Origin of the sequence: Prochlorococcus marinus CUG1435 (assembly GCA_017644375.1) — a bacterium.
In the GTDB taxonomy this organism is placed as follows: Bacteria; Cyanobacteriota; Cyanobacteriia; order PCC-6307; family Cyanobiaceae; genus Prochlorococcus_A; species Prochlorococcus_A marinus_AH.
In genome coordinates, this window is record JAEPLP010000001.1 from 539,739 (window position 1) to 562,390 (window position 22,652).

The 22,652-nt window shown below is 31.6% G+C and carries 21 protein-coding genes and 1 tRNA gene; 10 read left to right on the plus strand and 12 right to left on the minus strand.

What is annotated here, in order from left to right; all coding sequences use genetic code 11:
- The first annotated feature begins 19 nt into the window (after positions 1-19).
- A complete protein-coding gene (tsaE, locus tag JJ844_03150) occupies positions 20-457 on the plus strand; it encodes a tRNA (adenosine(37)-N6)-threonylcarbamoyltransferase complex ATPase subunit type 1 TsaE (GenBank protein MBO6974672.1) in 438 nt (145 codons plus the stop codon).
- Here tsaE and JJ844_03155 read toward each other — a convergent pair.
- Positions 415-1,413 carry a carbohydrate kinase gene (locus tag JJ844_03155; GenBank protein ID MBO6974673.1) on the minus strand — a complete coding sequence of 333 codons (999 nt, stop codon included), beginning with the start codon at positions 1,411-1,413 and terminating at the stop codon, positions 415-417. The genes tsaE and JJ844_03155 overlap by 43 nt on opposite strands.
- Before the next feature lie 90 nt (positions 1,414-1,503).
- Between JJ844_03155 and JJ844_03160 the strand changes: the two genes are divergently transcribed.
- The gene (locus tag JJ844_03160; protein ID MBO6974674.1) at positions 1,504-2,418 is read left to right on the plus strand and encodes an alpha/beta fold hydrolase; all 915 of its coding nucleotides are present in this window, start codon (positions 1,504-1,506) and stop codon (positions 2,416-2,418) included.
- On the opposite strand, the gene JJ844_03165 is transcribed toward JJ844_03160, so the two are convergent.
- The 5 genes from JJ844_03165 to gyrB form a co-directional block, all read right to left on the minus strand.
- Complete coding sequence (locus JJ844_03165; protein ID MBO6974675.1) at positions 2,403-3,404, minus strand: RpoD/SigA family RNA polymerase sigma factor; 1,002 nt, start codon at positions 3,402-3,404, stop codon at positions 2,403-2,405. The genes JJ844_03160 and JJ844_03165 overlap by 16 nt on opposite strands.
- A 100-nt stretch (positions 3,405-3,504) precedes the next feature.
- Entirely contained in the window at positions 3,505-4,911 is a 1,407-nt protein-coding gene (gene mgtE, locus JJ844_03170; protein MBO6974676.1) for a magnesium transporter, read from the minus strand.
- 369 nt (positions 4,912-5,280) lie between these two features.
- Entirely contained in the window at positions 5,281-5,649 is a 369-nt protein-coding gene (locus tag JJ844_03175; protein ID MBO6974677.1) for a CrcB family protein, read from the minus strand.
- Between the two features lie 3 nt (positions 5,650-5,652).
- Positions 5,653-5,982, minus strand: coding sequence for a hypothetical protein (locus tag JJ844_03180; GenBank protein ID MBO6974678.1), 330 nt, complete (start codon positions 5,980-5,982; stop codon positions 5,653-5,655).
- Entirely contained in the window at positions 5,979-7,946 is a 1,968-nt protein-coding gene (gene gyrB / locus JJ844_03185; GenBank protein ID MBO6974679.1) for a DNA topoisomerase (ATP-hydrolyzing) subunit B, read from the minus strand. Before gyrB ends, JJ844_03180 begins: the two co-directional genes overlap by 4 nt.
- 150 nt (positions 7,947-8,096) lie before the next feature.
- Here gyrB and miaA point away from each other — a divergent pair, with 150 nt between their 5' ends.
- From miaA to cysE, 4 genes are all read left to right on the plus strand, one after another.
- Complete coding sequence (gene miaA, locus JJ844_03190) at positions 8,097-8,996, plus strand: tRNA (adenosine(37)-N6)-dimethylallyltransferase MiaA (GenBank protein MBO6974680.1); 900 nt, start codon at positions 8,097-8,099, stop codon at positions 8,994-8,996.
- 49 nt (positions 8,997-9,045) lie between these two features.
- On the plus strand, positions 9,046-9,618 hold the full coding sequence (locus JJ844_03195; protein ID MBO6974681.1) for a translation initiation factor IF-3: 573 nt from the start codon (positions 9,046-9,048) through the stop codon (positions 9,616-9,618).
- Positions 9,619-9,697: 79 nt separating this feature from the next.
- On the plus strand, positions 9,698-10,684 hold the full coding sequence (locus JJ844_03200; protein ID MBO6974682.1) for a GntR family transcriptional regulator: 987 nt from the start codon (positions 9,698-9,700) through the stop codon (positions 10,682-10,684).
- Positions 10,685-10,686: 2 nt separating this feature from the next.
- Complete coding sequence (cysE, locus tag JJ844_03205) at positions 10,687-11,424, plus strand: serine O-acetyltransferase (GenBank protein MBO6974683.1); 738 nt, start codon at positions 10,687-10,689, stop codon at positions 11,422-11,424.
- 8 nt (positions 11,425-11,432) lie between these two features.
- On the opposite strand, the gene secA is transcribed toward cysE, so the two are convergent.
- On the minus strand, positions 11,433-14,264 hold the full coding sequence (gene secA / locus JJ844_03210; GenBank protein MBO6974684.1) for a preprotein translocase subunit SecA: 2,832 nt from the start codon (positions 14,262-14,264) through the stop codon (positions 11,433-11,435).
- Positions 14,265-14,438: 174 nt separating this feature from the next.
- On the opposite strand from secA, the gene JJ844_03215 reads away from it, so the two are divergent.
- A complete protein-coding gene (locus JJ844_03215) occupies positions 14,439-14,894 on the plus strand; it encodes a GNAT family N-acetyltransferase (GenBank protein ID MBO6974685.1) in 456 nt (151 codons plus the stop codon).
- A gap of 23 nt (positions 14,895-14,917) precedes the next feature.
- On the opposite strand, the gene JJ844_03220 is transcribed toward JJ844_03215, so the two are convergent.
- The 4 genes from JJ844_03220 to psbZ form a co-directional block, all read right to left on the minus strand.
- The gene (locus tag JJ844_03220; protein ID MBO6974686.1) at positions 14,918-15,349 is read right to left on the minus strand and encodes a nuclear transport factor 2 family protein; all 432 of its coding nucleotides are present in this window, start codon (positions 15,347-15,349) and stop codon (positions 14,918-14,920) included.
- Positions 15,350-15,394: 45 nt separating this feature from the next.
- A tRNA-Gly gene (locus tag JJ844_03225) sits at positions 15,395-15,466 on the minus strand.
- 62 nt (positions 15,467-15,528) lie between these two features.
- Complete coding sequence (locus JJ844_03230; protein ID MBO6974687.1) at positions 15,529-16,005, minus strand: 6,7-dimethyl-8-ribityllumazine synthase; 477 nt, start codon at positions 16,003-16,005, stop codon at positions 15,529-15,531.
- A gap of 49 nt (positions 16,006-16,054) precedes the next feature.
- Entirely contained in the window at positions 16,055-16,252 is a 198-nt protein-coding gene (gene psbZ / locus JJ844_03235; protein ID MBO6974688.1) for a photosystem II core protein PsbZ, read from the minus strand.
- Between the two features lie 141 nt (positions 16,253-16,393).
- Here psbZ and mutS point away from each other — a divergent pair, with 141 nt between their 5' ends.
- Positions 16,394-19,135, plus strand: coding sequence for a DNA mismatch repair protein MutS (gene mutS / locus JJ844_03240; GenBank protein ID MBO6974689.1), 2,742 nt, complete (start codon positions 16,394-16,396; stop codon positions 19,133-19,135).
- Positions 19,136-19,166: 31 nt separating this feature from the next.
- Here mutS and JJ844_03245 read toward each other — a convergent pair whose 3' ends face one another.
- Positions 19,167-19,790 carry a precorrin-8X methylmutase gene (locus tag JJ844_03245; GenBank protein ID MBO6974690.1) on the minus strand — a complete coding sequence of 208 codons (624 nt, stop codon included), beginning with the start codon at positions 19,788-19,790 and terminating at the stop codon, positions 19,167-19,169.
- 58 nt (positions 19,791-19,848) lie between these two features.
- On the opposite strand from JJ844_03245, the gene holA reads away from it, so the two are divergent.
- Positions 19,849-20,850, plus strand: a complete 1,002-nt coding sequence (gene holA / locus JJ844_03250; GenBank protein MBO6974691.1) for a DNA polymerase III subunit delta — start codon at positions 19,849-19,851, stop codon at positions 20,848-20,850.
- Between the two features lie 39 nt (positions 20,851-20,889).
- A complete protein-coding gene (locus tag JJ844_03255; protein ID MBO6974692.1) occupies positions 20,890-22,650 on the plus strand; it encodes an aspartate kinase in 1,761 nt (586 codons plus the stop codon).
- Positions 22,651-22,652: the final 2 nt, after the last annotated feature.

A 22,652-nucleotide genomic window follows, 5' to 3' on the forward strand; every position in this document is an offset into this window, starting at 1 on the left:
ATGATTTTTGTGTAATTTTGTGTTTGTTGAGAACTTAACAGAGACTTTAAATTTAGGGGAAAAACTATCACAAAAATTAAATCCACAATCAATTGTGTTATTACAAGGTCCTATTGGAGCAGGTAAGACTTCATTTGTTCAAGGCATTGCTAATGGATTATCTATCTCTGAGAATGTTACAAGCCCAACATTTGCTTTATCTCATCATTACAATTCCGGAAAAATTCCGCTAATCCATCTTGATTTATATAGGCTTGAAAATATTTCTTCAGCCAGAGAAGTTTTTTTTTCTGAAGAAGAAGAGGCATTACAAAAAAAAGCCATTTTGGTTATTGAATGGCCAGAATTAATAGAATCACTTATTGAAAATTTCTGGAAAATACAAATTAGTTACGCACAAAATTACGGGAGGCACTACGAGATAAGAGATCCTAAGAAATTTTTAACATTTTCATAATTTGGTTGTTGCTCGATTGCACCTTCACCAAGACAGGTTAATAATCCACAAACACTAGCGAATTTCACACAATCTTCTATCTCTAATTCATTTGAAGGATATCCAGAAGAAATAAATTTCGAAATTAAGCCAGCGAGAAAGGCATCGCCTGCACCAGTTGTGTCAACAATTGTTTGTGAATTAGGGATTATACTTTTACCTTCTAATCCATTGATATACCAGGTAACAGGGTTTTCTCCATCCGTTATTATTACATCTGGCCTTTTTGACATTTGTTGAGATATTAGCAAAGGATTTTCATGCTCAAAAAACAAAGTCGCTTCTTCCTTAGCAAGTTTTAAAACATCAGCATGATTTAAAAATTTTTTTATTAAAGTAACTCTCTCTGCTTTACTAATTTCTGATGAAAAAATTGAATAATCCCAAAAGACCTCTCTCCAATTCAAATCAATAATGATTTTTAATTCAAATTTCTTGGCCAGTTCTAAAAGGAAAAAAATAGTCTCTGCAGATTTTGGTGATGATAGTCCATTAGTCCCGGCAACCAAATATTTTGTTTCTAAAAAAAATTTCTCTAAATTTGGAAGTTCTTTTTCGATTAAATTCTTACTTAGAGCTTCATCAGCAAAGCATGAATGAGAACTTGATTGGAATCCTGAGAAAAAACGATCTCCAAATTGATCTCTTTCTACATTAACTACACGAGTAGATAAATCATTATCTAATTGCAAGAAATCTAGATTCACCTCCAATTTATTAAATTCCTTAATTAATTTTTTTCCAAAATTATCACTTCCCAAGCGTCCAATAAATATTGATTCTATTTTTAATTTTCTTAATGCACAAGCAACATTAGCCGGAGCTCCACCCAAAAAATCTGTAGATCCTTGATTTGACTTATTTCTGATACTGTCTATTAAAGCTTCTCCAATACATACTACTTTTGTCTTCTTCATAAAATAAAATCTTATTTCTTACTTAAGAATAATTAATCAAAAACGAATATTTTTTTTTTGAATTAAAGTTTAATTAATAACTTGTTAATAGTGTCTTTTTTAAAATCCGAAACTTGGAAATGGAAAAATTGGGAAATTTCATGGTCTCTATCAAGAAAATCTACTTTTGAAAATAATATAAACATTTTGTTAATACATGGTTTTGGGGCATCCAAAAAACATTGGAGACATAATCAAGATTTTCTCGGCAAAATTTCTAATTGCTACTCAATTGACTTACTAGGATTTGGAGAAAGTAGTCAGCCGACTGCGCTATTAAATTATGAAGCTTATAAAGAAAATTCAACTAAATATTCATTTGACTTATGGAGCAATCAAATATCAAAGTTTTGTTCAGATGTAATAGGATCTCCTGTTTATTTAATAGGAAACTCAATTGGTGGTGTGATTGCATTAAAAACAGCTGAAATTCTCAAAGAAAATTGTAAAGGTGTCATTTTGATTGATTGTGCTCAAAGAACTATGGATGATAAACGCTTAAAAAAAAGTGACATTTTAATGAATTTATTTAGGCCAATAATAAAAACGTTAGTTAGACAAAGATTAGTAAGCAATACACTATTTACAAGAGCTGCTAATCCAAAAGTTATAAAGAAAATACTTCAACAAGCTTACCCCTCAGGAAAAAATATTGATGAAGAATTAATTGAAATATTATATAGACCCTCTATAAGGAAAAACTCTAAGGAGGCGTTTCGTGGCTTTATTAACTTATTTAATGACTATCTTGCTACAGACCTTTTCGATAAGATTGATATTCCAATACAATTGATTTGGGGAGAAAAAGATCCTTGGGAATCTTTAAATGAGGCAAAAGATTGGAAGAGAAAATTCAAGAATATTAAACGATTAGATATTATTAAGGGCGCTGGTCATTGTCCACACGATGAAGAACCTGAAGAAACGAATAAGTTAATATGTGAATTCCTTCAAGAAACAAAATAAGCCTCTACATTATCACTCAATCTTCTTAAACCTCTTAATCCATCTCGTTCAAGGTTTCTTACTCGATCCCTACTAATTCCAAGAACCCTTCCTATGCCTGTAAGGGACATTGGCTCATCGCCGTCCATTCCATATCTCATTCTTAAAACTCTACATTGCAAATCTGGTAATTGATGCAAAAGAGAATGCAGATCGCCCCTCATACAATCCATTTCAATTTGTTCATCTGGCAAGTCCTCACCACCTGCAAGTAAATCTAATAAAACAGTGTCTTCACCATCACCAACTTTTGTTTCAAGACTAACTGGTTGTCCAGCTTTGCACATTAAATCTTTTACATCATCCTCAGGAAGCTCGACGTATTTAGCAAGTTCAGTTACTGTTGGTGTTCTAGACATTTCTTGACTTAACTCTCTTTGCCCTTTTTTCAATTTATTTAACATTTCGGTTATGTGAATTGGTAATCTGATTGCCCTACTTTTTTCGGCTATCGCTCTAGTAATACCTTGTCTAATCCACCAGTATGCATATGTTGAAAATTTGTAACCTCTGGCTGGATCAAACTTCTCAACTCCTCTGACCAAGCCAATCGTTCCCTCCTGGATCAAGTCTAATAGTTCCATGTTTCTTTTTGTATATTTTTTTGCAACACTTACAACCAATCTTAAATTTGCTGCAACCATTCTTTCTTTAGCCCTCTGTCCAGCTCTTAATCTTTTTTTGATTACAGAAGGGGATAAATTTAGTTTGTTTGATAATTCATCCACACTAGGCTTATCTCCTGTTAATTCGATAATTTCTAACTCTGCTCTCTCAACTTGCATATATTCCTGAACTTGCCTACCAAGAGTAATTTCTTGCTCGTGCGATAGTAATGGAACTCTACCAATATCTCTCAAGTAAGACCTAACAAGATCAACATCGTTGCTAGCTTTTAAACTTGATATAGTAGCCAATTTATTATCACTTATTGTTTCAGAAGACATGAAAGTTTGAAGTTGTTTTGTAAACAATACCATTAAGAAATGTAAAGTTAAACAAAAAAATCCACAAATTTAAAAAAATGAGAATAAATACCTAGTTAATTTAGATTAATTGTGAGCTTAATAGCCATTTTGCGGTACTTAAATAAATAAATACACCAGCAATGTCAGTTACTGTTGTTATAAAAGGAGAGGACATTAAGGCTGGATCCAATCTCATTCTGTCGAACAACAAAGGGAGGATGGCACCAGTTGTAGCCGCTAAAGTAGTTATGGAAATTAAACTTATCCCTACCGCTGAAGCTATTAAGGGACCTTCTCCTTGCCACCAAGCGAAAGGGAATACTACTAACATCATCAAAACTCCTAGAAGAGCTCCTGTTATTGCCTCTTTAATTACTGCCTTTATTGCACCAAGAGACTTCAATTTTTGAGTACTTAAACCTCTAATAACAACAGTTGAACTTTGAGCACCAACATTTCCCCCAGTTCCTATGAGCAATGGAATAAATGCTGCCAACAAAACAATTTCTTTTAATATTTGATCATTCATAGCTATAACTTTTGTTGTTAAACCATTTGCCAAAACCAAAATTAATAACCACAAAATTCTTCTTCGAGCTATTGTAAACAAACTACTTTGAAAGTAATCATCTTCATCTCCAGGTTGCACGGCACCGGCTGCGTAAATATCTCTTGTTGCTTCTTGCTCAATGACATCAATTAAATCATCAACAGTAACTATCCCAACAAGTCTTTTTTCTTTGTCAACCACTGGGAGTGCTAAAAAATCATATCTTTGGATTGCTCTTGCGACCTCTTCTTGATTAGTATTAGTAGAAATATTAACTACATCTTTTGTCATAACATCTCCAATTGGCCTAGTTGGATCAGCAGTCACAAGGTCTCTTAAAGAGAGAATACCTGTTAAGTGTCTTTCTTTATCTGTCACGTATAGACTATAGATTGTTTCTGTAAATGGAGCTCTTTTTCTGACTAAAGAGAGAGCCTCGGCTGCTGTTTGCATTTCTTTGAGATCTATGAATTCAGTTGTCATTAATCTCCCAGCTGTTTCGGGCTCATATCCAAGTAATTCAGCTGTTACTTTTCTTTCACCAGGACTAAGAGCAGATAAAAATTTTCGTACAACTTTTGCAGGTAATTCGTCAAAAAGTTGAACTCTATCATCAGGGGACATTTTTTCAACTATTTCTAATACTTCTCCTGAACGAAGTCTGTCTAATAAAGTTTGCTGAACTATGGGATCTAAATATTCATAAACCTCAATTGCCTCATTTTTCTTTAGTAATCTAAATGCTAATGCCTGCAATATTAATGGCAGACTACCTATAGCATCTGCAATATCAACAGGTTGAGAAGGTTCTAAAAGTAACTTTGCTTCATCATAATTTCCTGCAATAAGTAATTCTTCAAGTTGAATAGTAATATTTTCTCGATTACTTAAATCTGAGGATGAGGTTGTAATTGCTTCAAGATTATTTTCATTCATAAATATAATTTCCTTTCAAAGTAACAACACTATTATATGAATTTTAAGCAATTTTTCTACTTATCCAAAACCCAAAATACATTGTAAAAAGATTTAAGATGATAATAAAATTAAACCAAAATATAAATTCTAAAAAATCTCCTCGACTTAAAATTTCATATAAAAAATATATAAATCCGCTAAAAGATGTAAAGCACGAAAAAAAACCACTCAATATAATTATTTCTCTCGAGTAACTCAATTTTTTTGCAATAACAAAACCAAAAAACAAAGATCCAATTATTGAAACAATAAAATTATTATTAATCGATAGTCTTAGAAAAGTCGCAACATAACAAGCAAAAAAAAGATATAAGCAGTTTTGTATTTTCATTTTATAATTTGCATTAAATAATAACCTAAGTAAAAGCAAATAAAGGATAAAAATATAATCTCGATATAGTGAAAAAATAAACGTATTAATTTCCTTTGCTGCAATAAAACAAATAGTTGATAAATAAAAGAAGAAAATGTACTAAAACATCCTAAAAAACCAGTAAAAAAAAACAACAATAAATTATTATTATTCATATTCAAAGCTACTAAAATCCCCAAAAAAAACGAAGCTAAAAAATTAACTATTGAAGTATTTTGAATATTAAATCCCGTATTTATTTTTAAATTATTTAATATCAACAGTCTTAGTATTAAACCAAAAGTACTCCCAAATAAAACAATGCTTATTGAGTTAATATTCAAAATTTACATTTTTATCCAGCCTTTTTTTACCATAGTGGGATGGTCAAATAACTTATTTGAAGCAATTTCAACCCTAACCCAAATTTCATTTTTGTTGACTTTCCAATTTCGTAAAACTGATAGAGTTGTGCCAACATCTAGAATTAATAATTCTTTAGCGTAAATTGCCGGAGAAGAATAAAGAGAGGTATTAGTACTCAATATAATTTCTTTTGTATTATTAGAAAAATTATTTTGATTTAAACTTTTTTGAATTCCACCGGCAGGTAATGTAACAGGAGCAATTAATGCAAAAGTAATTAAGCAAAAATTCTTAAGAATATTATTCATCATATATCTAAAGTTGCCATATCTAATTTGCTACTATGCGTTTCAATAAATTCTCTTCTTGGTGCAACTTTATCTCCCATTAATATATTAAATATTCTGTCAGCTTCAAGTGCATCTTCAATTTCAACCCTTTTCATCATTCTAGTCTGAGGATTCATGGTTGTATCCCACAATTGTTTTGGCATCATCTCACCTAATCCTTTAAATCTTTGGATATTATAATTTGCATTTTCGCCAAACTCTTCAATTGTATCCTTTAATTGATTCTCGTTATAACAGTACTTATGATTCTTACCTCTTTCAACTTTATAAAGAGGTGGACAAGCAATATATATATAACCTTTTTCAACAAGTTCTCTTTGATATCTATAAAAAAATGTCAATAATAATGTTCTTATATGAGCACCATCAACATCTGCATCAGTCATAATTACAACCCTGTGATATCTCAAAGAGCTCACATCAAAGTCCTCACCTTTTATTCCTAATCCCAGAGCTGTTATTAATGACTGAATTTCTGTATTTTTATATATTTTAGTATCATCAGTTTTTTCTATATTAAGAATTTTCCCCCTAAGAGGCAAAATAGCCTGAAAATTTCTATCTCTTCCTTGTTTTGCAGAACCTCCAGCAGAATCTCCCTCAACTATATAAATTTCTGATTCTGAGGGATCTCTAGAACTACAATCTGCTAACTTTCCGGGCAGAGTTGAACTTTCAAGAACACTTTTTCTTCTAACTAATTCTCTAGCTCTTCTCGCAGCCTCTGCTGCGTTAAATGATTGAATTGCTTTTTCAAGAATCAAGTCTAAAATTCCAGGATTGAATTCCATATATTTTGTAAGAGCCTCACCAATAAGAGAATCAACAATTCCTCTGACTTCGGTATTTCCTAATTTTGTTTTTGTTTGTCCTTCAAATTCGGGATCAGGAACTTTTACAGATAAAACTACAGTCAAGCCCTCTCTAATATTTTCGCCAGCTAAATTTTTTTCAATATCTTTTCTTTTACCTCTCTTTTTTGCAAGATTGTTGAATGTTCTTGTCAAAACTGTTTTTAATCCTTCAATATGAGTTCCTCCATCAATAGTTCTAATATTATTTGCAAAACCTAAAATATTATCTGAATAAACGTCTGAACACCATTGCAAAGCCGCTTCTACGTAAACATTTTCCTTCTGTGAGTCAACATAAATTATCTCAGGATGAATAGACTCCTTTTCTGAATTCATGTATTGAACATATTCTTTAATACCTCCTTGATATAAGTAAATATCTTCTTTAAAAGAACCATCTGATAATTTATTTCTCTCATCTCTAAAAACAATTTTTAAACCACCATTAAGATAAGCTAATTCTCTTAGTCTATTTGAAAGAAGTGTATATTCAAATTCGGTTCCACCAGAAAAAATAGTTTTATCGGGTTTAAAGCAAATAGTAGTTCCTTTCTTGAACGGTTTAATAGACTGCTTTTTAGTTTGTAATGGACCAATAGATACACCTTTTTCAAATCTTTGATTGAACTCATTTCCATCCCTATAAACAGTCACATTAACCCACTCGCTCAAAGCATTAACCACTGATATTCCCACTCCATGTAAGCCGCCTGAAACTTTATAACCACCACTTCCGAATTTACCCCCTGCATGAAGCACGGTCAGCACAGTTTCTAAAGCATTCTTACCCGTCCTTGGATGGATATCTGTAGGGATACCTCTTCCATTATCAGAAATTGAAGCTGATCCATCAGCTCTAAGAATAATTTCTATATGATCACAATGTCCTGCAAGTGCTTCATCAACCGAATTATCAACAACTTCATATACTAGATGATGCAAACCTCTAGGGCCTGTAGAACCTATGTACATTCCAGGGCGTTTACGAACTGGCTCTAAACCTTCTAAAACCTGAATCTGTTCCGCACCATAATCATTTGAGATTTTATTAGATCTTTTGTCCTCACTCATTTAATATAAAAAAAAAACATTAAACTTTTAAATGTTATTTTTAAAAGTCTTTCATTAAATTTACCATCACAATAAGAGAAAGGCTCGAAGTCTATGAAAAATTTAATCACTTTCATTATATAACTAATAGATTTTTCTTCATTAATTTATATGACTTCCTATCCACCTAAGGTAATAGTTTTAATTGGACCTACAGCAAGTGGGAAAACAGAATTAGCTATTGAAATTGCGCAATATTTTAAAACTCGTATACATAACATTGATTCAAGACAAATTTATAAGTATATGGATGTTGGAACAGCAAAACCATCGAAGAATCAACAAAACAAAATAAAACATTTTTTAATAGACATTGAAGAGCCTATTAATCCAATTAATGTAAAACAATTTCAAGAAATTGCACAAAAATCAATAAAAAGGGAAATCAAACACAATTACCTCCCATTCCTAGTTGGCGGAAGTGGTTTGTATATGAACTCAATAACAAAAGGATTATTTGTGCCAGATGTTCCTCCACAAAATTATTTGAGAGATCAATTACAAGAACTTGGTCAGAAAGAATGTTGGGAGATTTTAAAAAATTGTGATCCAATCTCCACAAAAAAAATAAATTTTGCTGATCATATCAGAACAATAAGAGCTTTAGAAGTTTTTTATGTAACAGGAAAACCTTTATCAGCACAAAAAATTCAAAAACCCCCTAATTGGAAAATATTAGAACTTGGATTAGAAAGAGATAATTTAAAAGAAAGAATTTCACAAAGAACAAAAAATATGTTCACATCGGGAATTATTGACGAGACTAAACACTTGATTAGTCAATATGGATATGATTTGCCAATATTAGAAACTATTGGATACCGTGAAGCTAATGCTGTTTTAAAAAATTACTTAACAATTGATAAGGCGATTGAATTAACTACTACAAAAACAATCCAATTTGCTAAAAGACAAAAAACATGGTTTCGTAATAAAAATAATCCGATTTGGCTTAATAACAAAAACCTGCTAAAAGATGCAATAATTAAAATAGAGTCTTTTTTAAGCTAAATTTATCAATAAGAGATTTATTCAACAATCAATTTATTAACTGAACTGAATGCCACCACGCCCACGCTTTGACCGCCGCGCTCCTGTCAGAGAGCTCCCAAATATCAATGAAAGAATAAAATACACTCAATTAAGGGTTGTCGATTCAGATGGAAAGCAGTTAGGTGTAATCGATAGATTGAAAGCATTAGAAATAGCCTCTCAACGAGAACTGGATCTAGTTTTGGTAAGCGAAAAAGCAAATCCTCCTGTTTGTAGAATAATGGACTATGGAAAATATAAATTTGAACAAGAAAAGAAAGCAAAAGAAGCAAGAAAAAAATCTCATCAAACAGAAGTTAAAGAAGTAAAAATGAGATACAAAATCGACAAGCATGATTATGACGTAAGGATAGGTCAAGCTACTAAATTTTTAAAATCAGGAGATAAAGTAAAATGTACTGTTATCTTCAGAGGTAGAGAAATTCAACACTCAAATTTAGCTGAAACACTTCTTTTAAAAATGGCTAATGATTTAGAAGAACAATCAGAAGTACAACAAAAGCCAAAAAGAGAAGGTAGAAATATGATTATGTTTTTAAGCCCAAGAAAAACTCCTCTTATAAAAAAAGATGCAGGATAAGAAAATTATTATGGAAAAACTATGACGAATGTTAAAGTGTCACTATGAATAAAAATTAATTAGTTAGGAGTTTTCTAAAGTGAGATTCCATATTCAACAAGAAAGTGATATCCCAGCTTCGACACAACTATATAATCAAATTTGCTTTTCAATAGCAGCAAGACATTATCCTCCAGGTCACAGACTCCCAAGTACTAGGTTGCTCGCAATGCAAACCGGGCTTCATCGCAATACTATAAGCAAAGTTTACAGACAACTTGAAATTGATGGGGTTGTTGAAGCGATAGCTGGATCAGGTATCTATGTAAGGGATAATCTTAGTAAACGAGACTTTAAGAAATCAGTTTTCTTAAAAGAGAAAATAAGTAAACCGCCGGATCAAGAAGCGAAAAAAGCTATTGATAACTTCATAAATATTGGTTGCACCTTACAAGAAACAAGAGAAATATTAATCAATGAGATTGATTGGCGTATTAATTGCGGAACAAGAATAATAGTGAGCACACCTAGGGAAGACATAGGTGCTTCTATGTTAATAGCAGAAGACCTTTTTCCAAAAATTAATGTACCAGTCGAAGTTGTTCCAATGGAAGAATTAGAAAAAGTTTTGAGTAATTCCAATAATGGTACTATTGTCACGAGTAGATATTTTTTACAGCCTCTTGAAAAAATTGCAAAACAATTTGGAGTTAGAGCTATTGCAGTTGACTTGAGTGACTTTCAAAAGGAATTAAAAATTATCAAAGAATTAAGTACTGGAAGTTGTGTTGGCATTGTTAGTATTAGTCCTGGTTTATTAAGGGCAGCGGAAGTCATTATTCACAGCATGCGAGGTAATGAAGTAATTCTTATGACAGCAATCTCAGATAATCAAAGTAGATTAGTATCACTTTTAAAGGCTTCGAATCACATTGTCTGCGATGGCCCTAGTTTATCAGTTGTAGAAAACACATTATTAAAAAATCGATCTCAACTTATGAGGTTGCCTCAAATAATATGCGCTAAGAATTATTTGAGTGTCGAAACTATAAATCAATTAAAAAAAGAAATTGGAGTTATCGAGTAGACATGGTACTAAGAACTTTCAAATCTGATATAGAAATCATAAGGGAGAGAGATCCTGCTGCAAGAGGGATATTAGAAATTTTTCTTTGCTACCCAGGTTTTCAATCAATAGTTATTCATAGGTTGACACATAAATTATGGCAATTAAAAGTTCCTTTAATTCCCCGCTTGATTAGTCACCTAAATAGGTTAATAACAGGTATTGAAATCCATCCTGGGGCCAAAATTGGGAAAAAGGTTTTCATAGATCATGGAATGGGAGTTGTAATAGGTGAAACAGCTGAGATAGGAAATAATTGTCTTCTATATCAAGGCGTGACGTTAGGAGGTACTGGCAAAAGTCATGGGAAAAGACACCCAACCTTGATGGAGAATGTTGTAGTTGGAGCAGGTGCAAAAGTTCTGGGATCTATTACTGTAGGATCTAATACTCGTATTGGTGCTGGTTCAGTAGTTGTTCGTAATGTAGAAGGGAACAGCACTGTGGTTGGGGTACCTGGGAGAGTTGTGCATCAAAGTGGTGTCAAAGTAAACCCATTGGCTCATTCTGCTTTACCAGACGCAGAGGCAAATGTTATTAAAAATTTAATGGATAGAATAGACTTCCTTGAAAATGAAATTCTTAAATTGCAAAAAACTCTACAATGTATAGTTAACTCAGAATCTATAGATACCTCTAAACTCGGGAACGCACAAAACCTTAAAGACAAAGAAATTATTGAATTTCTTGGAGATGATTAAAACTTAATTTAACTTTTGTCATTCGTGTCAGTTTTAGGTTGAAACATAAACATTGAATAAATAACATTTCTTCTCATATTGGTCATCATTTCAAGAAACATGTCATATCCCTCATTTTTATATTCTATTAAAGGATCTTTTTGGCCATAACCTCTCAATCCAACTGATTCTCTCAAAGAATCCATCGATTGAAGATGTTCACGCCATAAATTATCAATTTGCTGCAAAATGAAAAATCTTTCAGCTTCTCTCATTAATCCTGGACGAATCTTTTCTATTTGTGATTCCTTTAAGTCATAAGCAATTCGCAACTGCTCTTGAAGATAGTTTTTTAATTCTTCTATTGACAATAAATTAACATCATCTGATTTAAGATCATCTAATAAATATACAAATTCTTTAACTTTAGAAATTAATTGATCAATATTCCATTCTTCAGGGGGGAGATCAGGATTAATATAAGCCTCTACAATTTCACTCATTGTTCTCTCTCCATATCCTATTACTTGCCTCTTTAAATCATCTCCTTGTAAAACTCTCAATCTTTCACTATATACAGCTTTTCTTTGATTATTCATGACCTCATCATATTCGAAAACTTGTTTTCTAATATCGTAATAATAGGTTTCAACTTTCTTTTGAGCACTTTCTAAAGACCTAGTAAGCATTCCTGATTCGATAGGCATATCTTCGTCAACCCTAAATGCATTCATTAGATTTGCTACCCTATCTCCTCCAAAAATTCTTAAAAGATTATCTTCCAAAGATAAGAAGAATCTAGTACTTCCAAGATCACCTTGTCTTCCAGCTCTACCTCTAAGCTGATTATCCACTCTTCTTGATTCATGTCTCTCAGTACCGATAACATGTAAACCGCCAGCCTCTCTTACTTTTTCCTCTTCATGAATCAAAACCTTTTCATATTCTTTCTTTACATCTGATAAAGATTCTCTCAAAAGCTTTATCATTTTATCTTCGGTTGGTGCTTTTTCTGAAGCTGTAGCTATTTTGTCATCTAGTTCTAAGACAGAAAGTTGTCTCTCTCCCCAATTTTCAACAAGTTTATTAGATAAAAAAGAAAGTTTATTTTCAATCTCTTCATCTAACTTGCAAGGAAATAGATTGGTTGATGAGCCTGCAATGTTTTTTTTCAAACTTGAGCCCACCTTTGAAGAAAAACCACCCTTAGATTTTGAAGTTCTTTGCTTAGGAATTGGTGGTTTATGCTCATTATCTGGCCTTACTAGTAAAGGAACTAAAATCTCTTTTAATTTAAGTCTTGCCATATAGTCACTATTACCGCCGAGAATTATATCTGTTCCCCTCCCAGCCATATTAGTGGCAATAGTAACAGCACCTGCTCTACCTGCCTGAGCAACAATTTCTGCTTCACGTTCAACATTCTCTGGCTTAGCATTCAACAAATTATGTGTAATTTTTTCCTCGGTTAATAGTGAACTTAGTAACTCACTTTTTTCGACACTTGTTGTGCCAACTAAAACAGGTCTTCCCTCTCTGTGTATTTGTGCAGTTTCTTTGGCAACTGCCTTCCATTTACCTATCTCAGTCTTAAATACTTGGTCAGACAAATCTTTTCTCTTTCTTACTTGATTCGTCGGAATGACTGTTGATTCTAATTTATAGGTTTTTTCAAATTCAACCTCCTCAGTTTTTGCAGTTCCTGTCATACCTGCTAGACCAGGATATAAGAGGAAAAAATTCTGATAAGTAATGGATGCTAATGTTTGAGTCTCGGGCTGAATTTTAAGATTCTCTTTTGCTTCTATAGCTTGATGTTGTCCGTCACTCCAACGCCTTCCTGGCATGACCCTGCCTGTAAATTCATCGACTATCACAGCCTCATCATTTCTAATAATGTAATTTACATCTTTAATAAATAATTCTTTGGCTTTTAAAGCATTAGTTATATAGTGTGCCCATGGATCTTGAGGATTGTATAAATCAACAACTCCCAAATACTCTTCACATTTAGCGAAACCTTGATCAGTTAATATACAACTTCTCTGCTTTTCATCAACTTCATAATCCCCTTCGGGATCAATCCCATCTTTACTTAATTCTTTTGCTTTAACTAATGCCAAAGCTAATTCTGAAGCTTTTTGATATTTTTCTTGGGGTCTTTCAACTTGACCAGAAATAATTAGAGGTGTTCTAGCTTCATCAATAAGTATTGAATCAACCTCATCAATCACGCAATAATTGAATTTTCTTTGCACCACTTCATTAATATCAGTAGACATATTATCCCTTAAATAATCGAATCCTAATTCGGAATTAGTGGCATAAGTGATATCACATTCATAATTTTTCTTTCTCTCAATTGGGCTCATATCTTGCTGAATCAAGCCAACTGATAAGCCCAAAAAACGATGAACTTGTCCCATCCATTCAGCATCTCTTCTAGCTAGATAATCATTTACAGTAACAACGTGAACCCCTTTTCCAGTTAAAGCATTTAAATAGCAAGGTAATGTTGCAACAAGAGTTTTACCTTCTCCAGTCTTCATCTCAGCAATTTGACACTCATGTAAAACCATCCCACCTATTAACTGAACATCAAAATGTCTCATATCAAGAACACGCTTACTGGCTTCCCTTACTATTGCAAAGGCTTTAGGAAGAAATTCTTCTAAGAGTACTTTTTGTTTTTTAAAGTCTAATTCTGATGAAATCTTTGATTTAAGATTTTGAGTTTCTTTTCTTAGCTCATCATCACTAAATTGAGAAATTTCTTCCTCTAAAAAATTTATCTCTTCCACTATTGGTTGATAGCGCTTTAACTTTCGTGTATTCGGGTCTCCCAACAAAAGTTTTAGCATAAGTCAAAGTCCTTAAAAAATTCATCTTATTACAAACATTATAAATTAGTGCGTTACAACAGAATGCAGAAAACTTTTATCTCTTTATTTTATAGAAATGATCGATTAAGGTATTTAGATTGAAATCAGAAAGATAAGCTTATTATCTTTCACTTTTCTAAACCTTTTTAACAAATGAAAGAAATATCTCTAATCAGCCACTCCAAGGGAGCTTTAGGGTTAAGGTTTTTTGGATTAGGTCCCAATCTCAAACCCACTAATGGATTAAATAAGCTACAAAAATTGCTAGATAATAATGCTTTCTGGGCAAAAAATAGAACAATTAATGATCTAAAAAAATGTCTTGCTAAAAGTGACGTTGTAATTAGCATTTGGGTTGGTAACGAAATAGTTGGTTTCGGCAGAGCTTTAACAGATGGGATTTATCGTGGGGTTCTTTGGGATATTGTTATAGATCAAAATCATCAAGGGAAAGGTTTTGGCAAATTAATTGTAAATAATCTTTTATCTTCAAAAGAAATTAAAAATACAAAGAAAATATATTTAATGACGACAGATAAAAAATTGTTTTATTCTCAAATGGATTTCAAAGAAGTTACCTCTCAAAATTTGTTAATTCGTGAAATATAAAGTTCTTTTCTATAGAAATTAAATCAAGAGACAAATTTACTATAAAGCCATCTTATAAAAGGACCTAAAATAGGAACTGGTCCAAAAGTGGGTCCGCAAAAATCAAAGTAATCTCTATGCTCTTTTATTAATCCATTTTCGCCAAATAATAAACGTGTAGTTCCAGGATAAATAAATTCTTTACCCATAATTTTTAAACCCATTGTCCATTCAACAAATCCACAATTTCCAGTGATGGAAATCGCATGAGTTTCTAAAAAAACATCATCACATCTTTTAACTAGCTTTTCTTGAGCTTTAATGTAAGAATCTAAGCCCTCTGTTTCCTGCGTTGGGTCTTCAAAAATAACATCTTCATTATAAAATTCAGCCCATTTTTGTTTTGTTGGTGCATCTATACCATAAGGTTTAGTAAATAATCCTTTTAAATCCTCAATAGAAATTACTCTTGTCATTACGAAATTATTATTACAAATACTTTAAGGGATACAAACATTAAAAGCGGATGAAGAGATTCGAACTCTCGACATTCTCCTTGGCAAGGAGATGCTCTACCACTGAGCTACATCCGCATAACTTTTCTATTTTATCCCAAAGAAGGGATCAATGATAGAAATAATTAAATTTTTTTCAATTAATTTAAATTTTTAATCAAAGATCCCATCTCAATTGCTTGTAAAGCATAATTCCAACCAAGATTATTTTTTATCCCTGCTCTTTCTAGAGCCTGCTGCATAGTATCAGTAGTCAAAACTCCAAAAATAATTGGAACATTATTTTCATATGATACCTTTGAAATACCTTTGCTCGCCTCAGATATAACTACATCATAGTGGGAAGTTTCCCCACGGATCACAGCCCCAAGAGCAATTACAGCATCATAACTCTTTTTTTTAGTGAGGGTTTTAGCTGCGATTGGTAATTCGAATGAACCAGGAACCCAAACTATATCTACTTGATTGCTTAATTCAGAAGTATCTAAACCATGTCTTTTTAAACAATCAAGACAACCAGATAAAATTTTATTAGTAATTAAATCATTAAATCTTGCTATTACAATCCCAACTTTTAAAGTAGATGCATTAGTAAAAGATCCCTCAAAAATAGCCATTAAATTTTACTTCGATATATTAATAGACTCTCACGAAAAGGTATTAAGTTCAAACTAATGAAGAAACAATTCCTGTAACAAAAACCAAGACAACCCAAACAGCAGCAATAGAATAAATTTTTCTCCTACTTTCTCGCTGCCCTTCTTCGGTAGAAGGTTGAGTCACATATAAAACGGGTACTCCAACTACCGCAATTAAAGAAGCAAATAATAGAGCATTTACGAAGAAAAAGTTAACAGCCTGCATAATTCAGTCTTAGGTTTCAAATTATTATAAATACTATAATCTCATGAAAATGAGAATTTTTAGAGAAAATTTACATACTTTAGCCACATTAAATGCAAAAAAAAATTTTCTACCTAATATCTATTTAGGAATTAAAAAAGTATGCAAGAAGATACGATAATTCAAAAGAATTTATTTGCGATTGGTAATGAAAATAATGAGCAAGAAGAAATAACAAAAATTCCAGAAGATTTATCTTGGGAAGATTTAAAAAAAGAATCGAAAAAAAGACCTAGACAAAGAAAAAATTCAAATAATTTAGTAAATAAATTCAAGACTAATTTAATTTCAAATAACAAAAATGTTTGCATTAATGAAAAATCTTATAGCTACAAAACAGTTTCAAAAATGAAATTAACTCCTGTAATGAAGCATTATGTAACTCTAAAAGAGAAAAATAAAGATAGGTTATTACTTTATAGATTAGGAGATTTTTTTGAATGTTTTTTTGAGGATGCTGTATTAATATCTAACCTTTTAGAAATAACACTTACCAGTAAAGATGCTGGCAAAGAGATTGGTAAGATCCCTATGGCAGGGGTTCCTTATCATGCAATGGAGAGATATTGTGCTGATTTAATTAAAAAAAATTATTCTGTGGTTATATGCGACCAATTAGAAAAAAGTTCTGGCAATTATGGGACTCCAATTAAAAGAGGAATAACGAGAATAATTACTCCTGGAACTGTAATTGAAGAGGGGATGTTGATAGCAAAAAAAAATAATTGGATTACTGCTATTTTCTTATCAGAAGAAAACTCAGATGAATCTTATGAATGGGGAATATCAAAAGCTGATGTAAGCACAGGAGAATTAATAACTTTAGAAGGTCAATCTCTGTCAAAACTATTTGATGAAATTATTAAATTAGATTCTTCAGAGATCATTGTAGGAAGCAATGAAGTAAGAAATTTATTAATTAAGGGAAATAGTCAAATAACATATACTGTCTCAGAGGAGACTAATTTTGGCATTAATGAAGCAAATTATCTAATAAAAAAATATTTCCAAATTGCAACCCTAGAAGGAATAGGACTTAAAAATTTAAACAATGCGACTAGATCTCTTGGAGGTTTATTAAATTATTTAGAAAAAATTAATCCTTCCAATTTAGATAAAGATTCTTCTGTAAAAATCTCATTAGACTTTCCACAAATTCAATTTGGTCACAACAAATTAATTATTGATTATCAAACTCAAAAAAACTTAGAAATCAAACATACACAACGCGAAAACAATTATGTAGGTTCGCTTCTATGGAGCATCGATAGAACTTATACTTGCATGGGTGCAAGGTGTTTAAGAAGGTGGATAGATTCACCACTATTAAACGTTAATGAAATTTATAAAAGACAAAATATAATTAAAAACTTTATTGAATCTAGACAATTACGTATAGATACCCAAAATTTACTTAGAGCAATGGGGGATTTAGAAAGACTTGCAGGTAGAGCTTGTGCAGGTCATGCAAGTCCTAGAGATTTAATTGCAATAGCGGAAGGTTTAAAAAAATTGCCTAGACTAAAATCTATAGTTGAATTATTTAAATATGATCTCCCAGATTGGACTGATCAATTAAAAAATATTGATGCAGGACTCTTAGAATTAGCTGACACTATAAGTTTTAAACTAATAGAAAATCCTCCTCTAAATATTAGTGAAGGAGGCATGATCCACGATGGTGTTGACAATATATTAGATGGTTTACGTAATTTAATGGATGATTACTCTGAGTGGCTAGATAAAGAGGAATTAAAAGAAAGAAAAATTAGCAAAATTTCAAACCTAAAAATTCAATTTCATAAAAATTTTGGTTACTACATTTCTATAAATAAATCAAAAGTTAATTTAGCTCCACAACATTGGATCAAAAGGCAAACACTTACTAATGAAGAAAGATATATCACTTCAGAAATTAAAAATAAAGAAAATAAAATTTTCCAAATAAAAAGTAGAGCTTCATCAAGAGAATATGAAATTTTCTGCGAATTAAGAAATATAGTTGCTCAAAAAACAAAACAAATCAGATCAATCGCAAAAGCTATAGCATCCCTTGATGCATTGCTTGGTTTATCAATTACTTCAGTAGAAAACAATTTTATAAAACCTTCATTAATACCAATAAATGATTCAATGAAAAAAAATAGTACAAAAATTATCGCAGGAAGAAATCCAATTGTAGAGCAATTGTTAAATGATAAAAAGTTTATAGCTAACGATATCTCCTTTGATGAGAATCAAAAATTAATTATATTAACCGGTCCCAATGCAAGCGGAAAAAGTTGTTTTATAAGACAACTTGGTTTAATACAAATTCTCGCACAAATTGGTAGCTTTGTTCCTGCTAAAAATGCTGACATCAAGATTGCAGATAGGATTTTTACAAGAATTGGGGCAGTTGATGATCAATCATCTGGACAATCAACATTTATGGTAGAAATGTCTGAAACTGCATCAATTCTCAATCAGGCAACTTTTAGCTCATTAGTTTTACTTGATGAGATAGGTAGAGGGACATCTACTTTTGATGGACTTTCAATAGCTTGGTCAGTAAGTGAATATCTTGCAAAAAAAATTCAATGTAATACTATTTTTGCAACGCACTATCATGAGCTTAATTATTTAAGTAATTCAAATAAAAATATACAAAATTTTCAAGTTTTAGTAGAACAAAATAACGATAAGCTAATTTTTAGTCACAGGATTGTCAAAGGGGGCTCAAACAAAAGCTACGGTATTGAAGCAGCTAAACTAGCAGGAGTTCCAAAAGAAGTTATAGAAAAAGCAAAATCAGTTTTAAATTCTTTAGAAGAAAATAATAAATTAAATTATGATATTCAGTAGATTTTTGACATTTTTATAAGATACATACTTTTTAAATAGTTTCCCTCAACAAGGCATTAACTGCAGCAGCTGCCATGGCAGCACCCCCTCTAGTTGAATTCAAAACTATTCTGGGAAGATCAGTAGAAATCAGTTTGTTTTTACTTTTCTCTACTCCAATAAATCCAACAGGCATTCCGATAATTAAACTAGGTAAATCTTTTGCATTCTCTAAAATATCAATTAAATAAATTAAAGCTGTAGGCGAACTGCCAATAACTACAATAGGTGATTTGCTTCCAGAATTTATAGCAGATAACTCCTTCCAACCTTCACTTAAGCCGTATGCAGTTTTAGTTAATTCTGCGTGCTTATTTTCTCCAAACCACATTCCCGCCGTGAATACTTTATTCCTATTAGTATTCTTTGCCATAGATTTTATAGCTGCTGCAGCCATATCAGTATCAGTTAAAATCGGAGCACCACTTTTAAGAGCCTTAAGCCCCTTTTCGCAAGCACCTTCACTAAAATTAATAAGATTTTGAACTGAAAAATCTCCTGAAGTATGAACTAATCTCTCTAAAACTTTTTTTTCTAAATAATTTAGATTATTAGATCCTAAATGAGATCTTATAAATCTGATGCTTTCCAAAAAAATTGGATGATCTATTACCATTAAATTTAATTTGTGTTAGAAGTAATCATAGTTAAAATATGGTTTTTATTGAGCGATTATGCCAATACAAATATTATGGGGTAATGATCTAAATGCTCAAAATACATTTATTCAAAAATTAATTGATAACGAAGTATCCAAAGAATGGAAGGAAATAAACGTAACTAATTTAAATGGAGATGATGATGAGCAAGTAAATAAAGCTTTTGATGAAGTTCTTACACCTCCTTTTGGAGATGGATACAGAATAGTTACATTGAAAAATAATCCAATTTTTACCGCAAAAAATGAAGATCTAAGAATTAAATTTGAAAAAATTCATGACAATATACCTCAAAATACTTATTTCATTTTACAAAATACAAAGAAACCAGACTCACGATTAAAGAGTACTAAATTTTTACAACAACTTATCAAAAATAATTTAGCCAAAGAAAAATCATTTTCTTTACCAGAAATCTGGGACTATGAGGGACAAAAAAGATTCTTAGAAAATGCTGCAAATGAAATGAATATTAAAATTGATAAAAATGCAACTGAATTAATTATTGATTCTGTTGGGAATGATAGCTTTAAATTAATAAATGAATTAGCTAAAGCAAAAACATACCTTTCTGCAGTATCAAGTGATTTGAATTCAAAACTTTTTCTCAAAAGTATTGATGTAGAAAAAATATTTAGTGATCATCAATCCAACATTTTCAAAATCATTGATCTTCTTTTACAAAAAAATATTAATGAAAGCCTCATTGAAATAAATTATTCATTACAGAAAGGAGAACCTCCTTTAAGACTAAATGCAGGTTTAATTAGTCAGATAAGGATTCATACAATTATAAAATTAGCAGTTAATTCAGCAAACGATAATGCAGAAAAGATTTGTAATCTTGCAGGTATTTCTAATCCAAAAAGAATTTTTTTTATTCGTAAAAAAGTCAAAAATGTATCTCAAGAATATTTAATAAATTTAATGAGTAATTTATTAGATATTGAATCATTACTAAAACAAGGTAATAATCCTATAAATGTTTTTACAGAGAAATTAATTAATTTAAGTTAACCAAATTATAAGTTTAAGAATTTACATTATGATTTAAGTATGGCTTTACTAGTAAAAAAATTTGGCGGTACTTCTGTCGGTGATATTAAAAAAATTAAAAATATTGCAAGTAGCATTTGTCAAAGTAAAGAAGCAGGAAATGAAATTGTCGTAGTTGTCTCTGCAATGGGGCAAACTACAGATGATTTAAATTGTTTAGCGGAATCAATTAGTAAAAATCCTAATCGAAGAGAATTGGATATGCTTCTCTCAACTGGAGAGCAAGTAACCATAGCTCTTCTCTCAATGGCATTAAATGAATACGGAATACCTGCAATTTCAATGACCGGTAGCCAAGTTGGAATTATTACTGAATCAATTCATGGGAAAGCAAGAATTCTGGATATTAAAACAGAAAGAATCCAAAATTATATAAATCAGGGTTTTGTAGTTGTAGTGGCTGGATTTCAAGGAACAACATTAAGTCATACGGGTTCAATGGAAATTACAACTTTGGGTAGAGGTGGTTCAGATACTTCCGCGGTAGCTTTATCAACAGCTTTAAGAGCTGAGACTTGCGAAATTTATACAGACGTTCCAGGGGTTCTTACTACTGATCCAAGGATTGTTCCTAATGCAAAACTCTTAGATGAAATTAGCTGCGAGGAAATGCTTGAACTTGCAAGCGTCGGTGCTTCAGTTCTGCATCCAAGAGCAGTAGAAATTGCTCGCAATTATGGAATTAAATTGTGTGTCAAATCAAGCCAAAGTGACTCCAGTGGTACTCTCCTAGAAAGTCAAATCCAACCTCTCCCGCTAAAAAGAGGAAGCTTAGAATTAACAAAAACAGTCAATAGTCTTGAAGTATTAGAAAACCAAGCAGTATTCAGTCTCTCAAATATTCCTGATAGGCCTGGGATTGCTGCGCAAATATTTGAAAAACTTTCAGAAGCAGGTATTAACGTAGATTTAATAATACAAGCGACAAATGATGGAAATAAAAACGATATTACATTTACTGTTGGTGAATTAGATGTAAAAAAGACTGCAGAACAATGTGAACTTATAACTAGTCAATTGGGGGGAGAATTTAACTTAAAAACCAACATGACTAAATTAAGTATTCAAGGAGCAGGCATTATGGGCAGACCTAGTGTTTCAGCTGATTTATTTGATACTTTATCTCAAGCGAATATAAATGTTAGGTTAATAGCTACTAGTGAAATTAAAGTCAGCTGTGTAATTGAAATTAATAATATACCAAAAGCTATTAGATTTGTTGCTGAGAAATTTAAGTTATCCGATACACAAATATTTGTTAATCCAATCAATGAAAAACAAGATCAACCTGAAGTAAGAGGAATTGCATTAGATAAAAACCAAGTTCAGGTAAGCTTTCGAAAATTGCCTGATCGTCCAGGTGTAGCAGCATCGATATGTTTAGCATTAGCTGAAAATAATTTACTTATAGATACTATTGTTCAGTCTGAAAGAATCTCCTCTTTAAAAAATAAGGATATTAGTCTTACAATGAATAAACAAGATAGAGAAAAAGCTAACTTAGTTTTTGAGGCCTTAACAAAAAAATTCCCCGGATCATACATTGAAGATGGCCCTGCTATAGCAAAAGTAAGTACTGTAGGAGCAGGAATGGCATTTAAGGTTGGGACGGCTGGAAAAATATTTAGAGCATTGGCTGACCAAAATATCAATATTGAAATGATTGCCACGAGTGAAATTAGGACTTCATGTATTGTCTTAGAAAAAGATTGTGACAAAGCAGTTAATGCTATTCATAATCATTTTGAATTAGAAAAATAAGT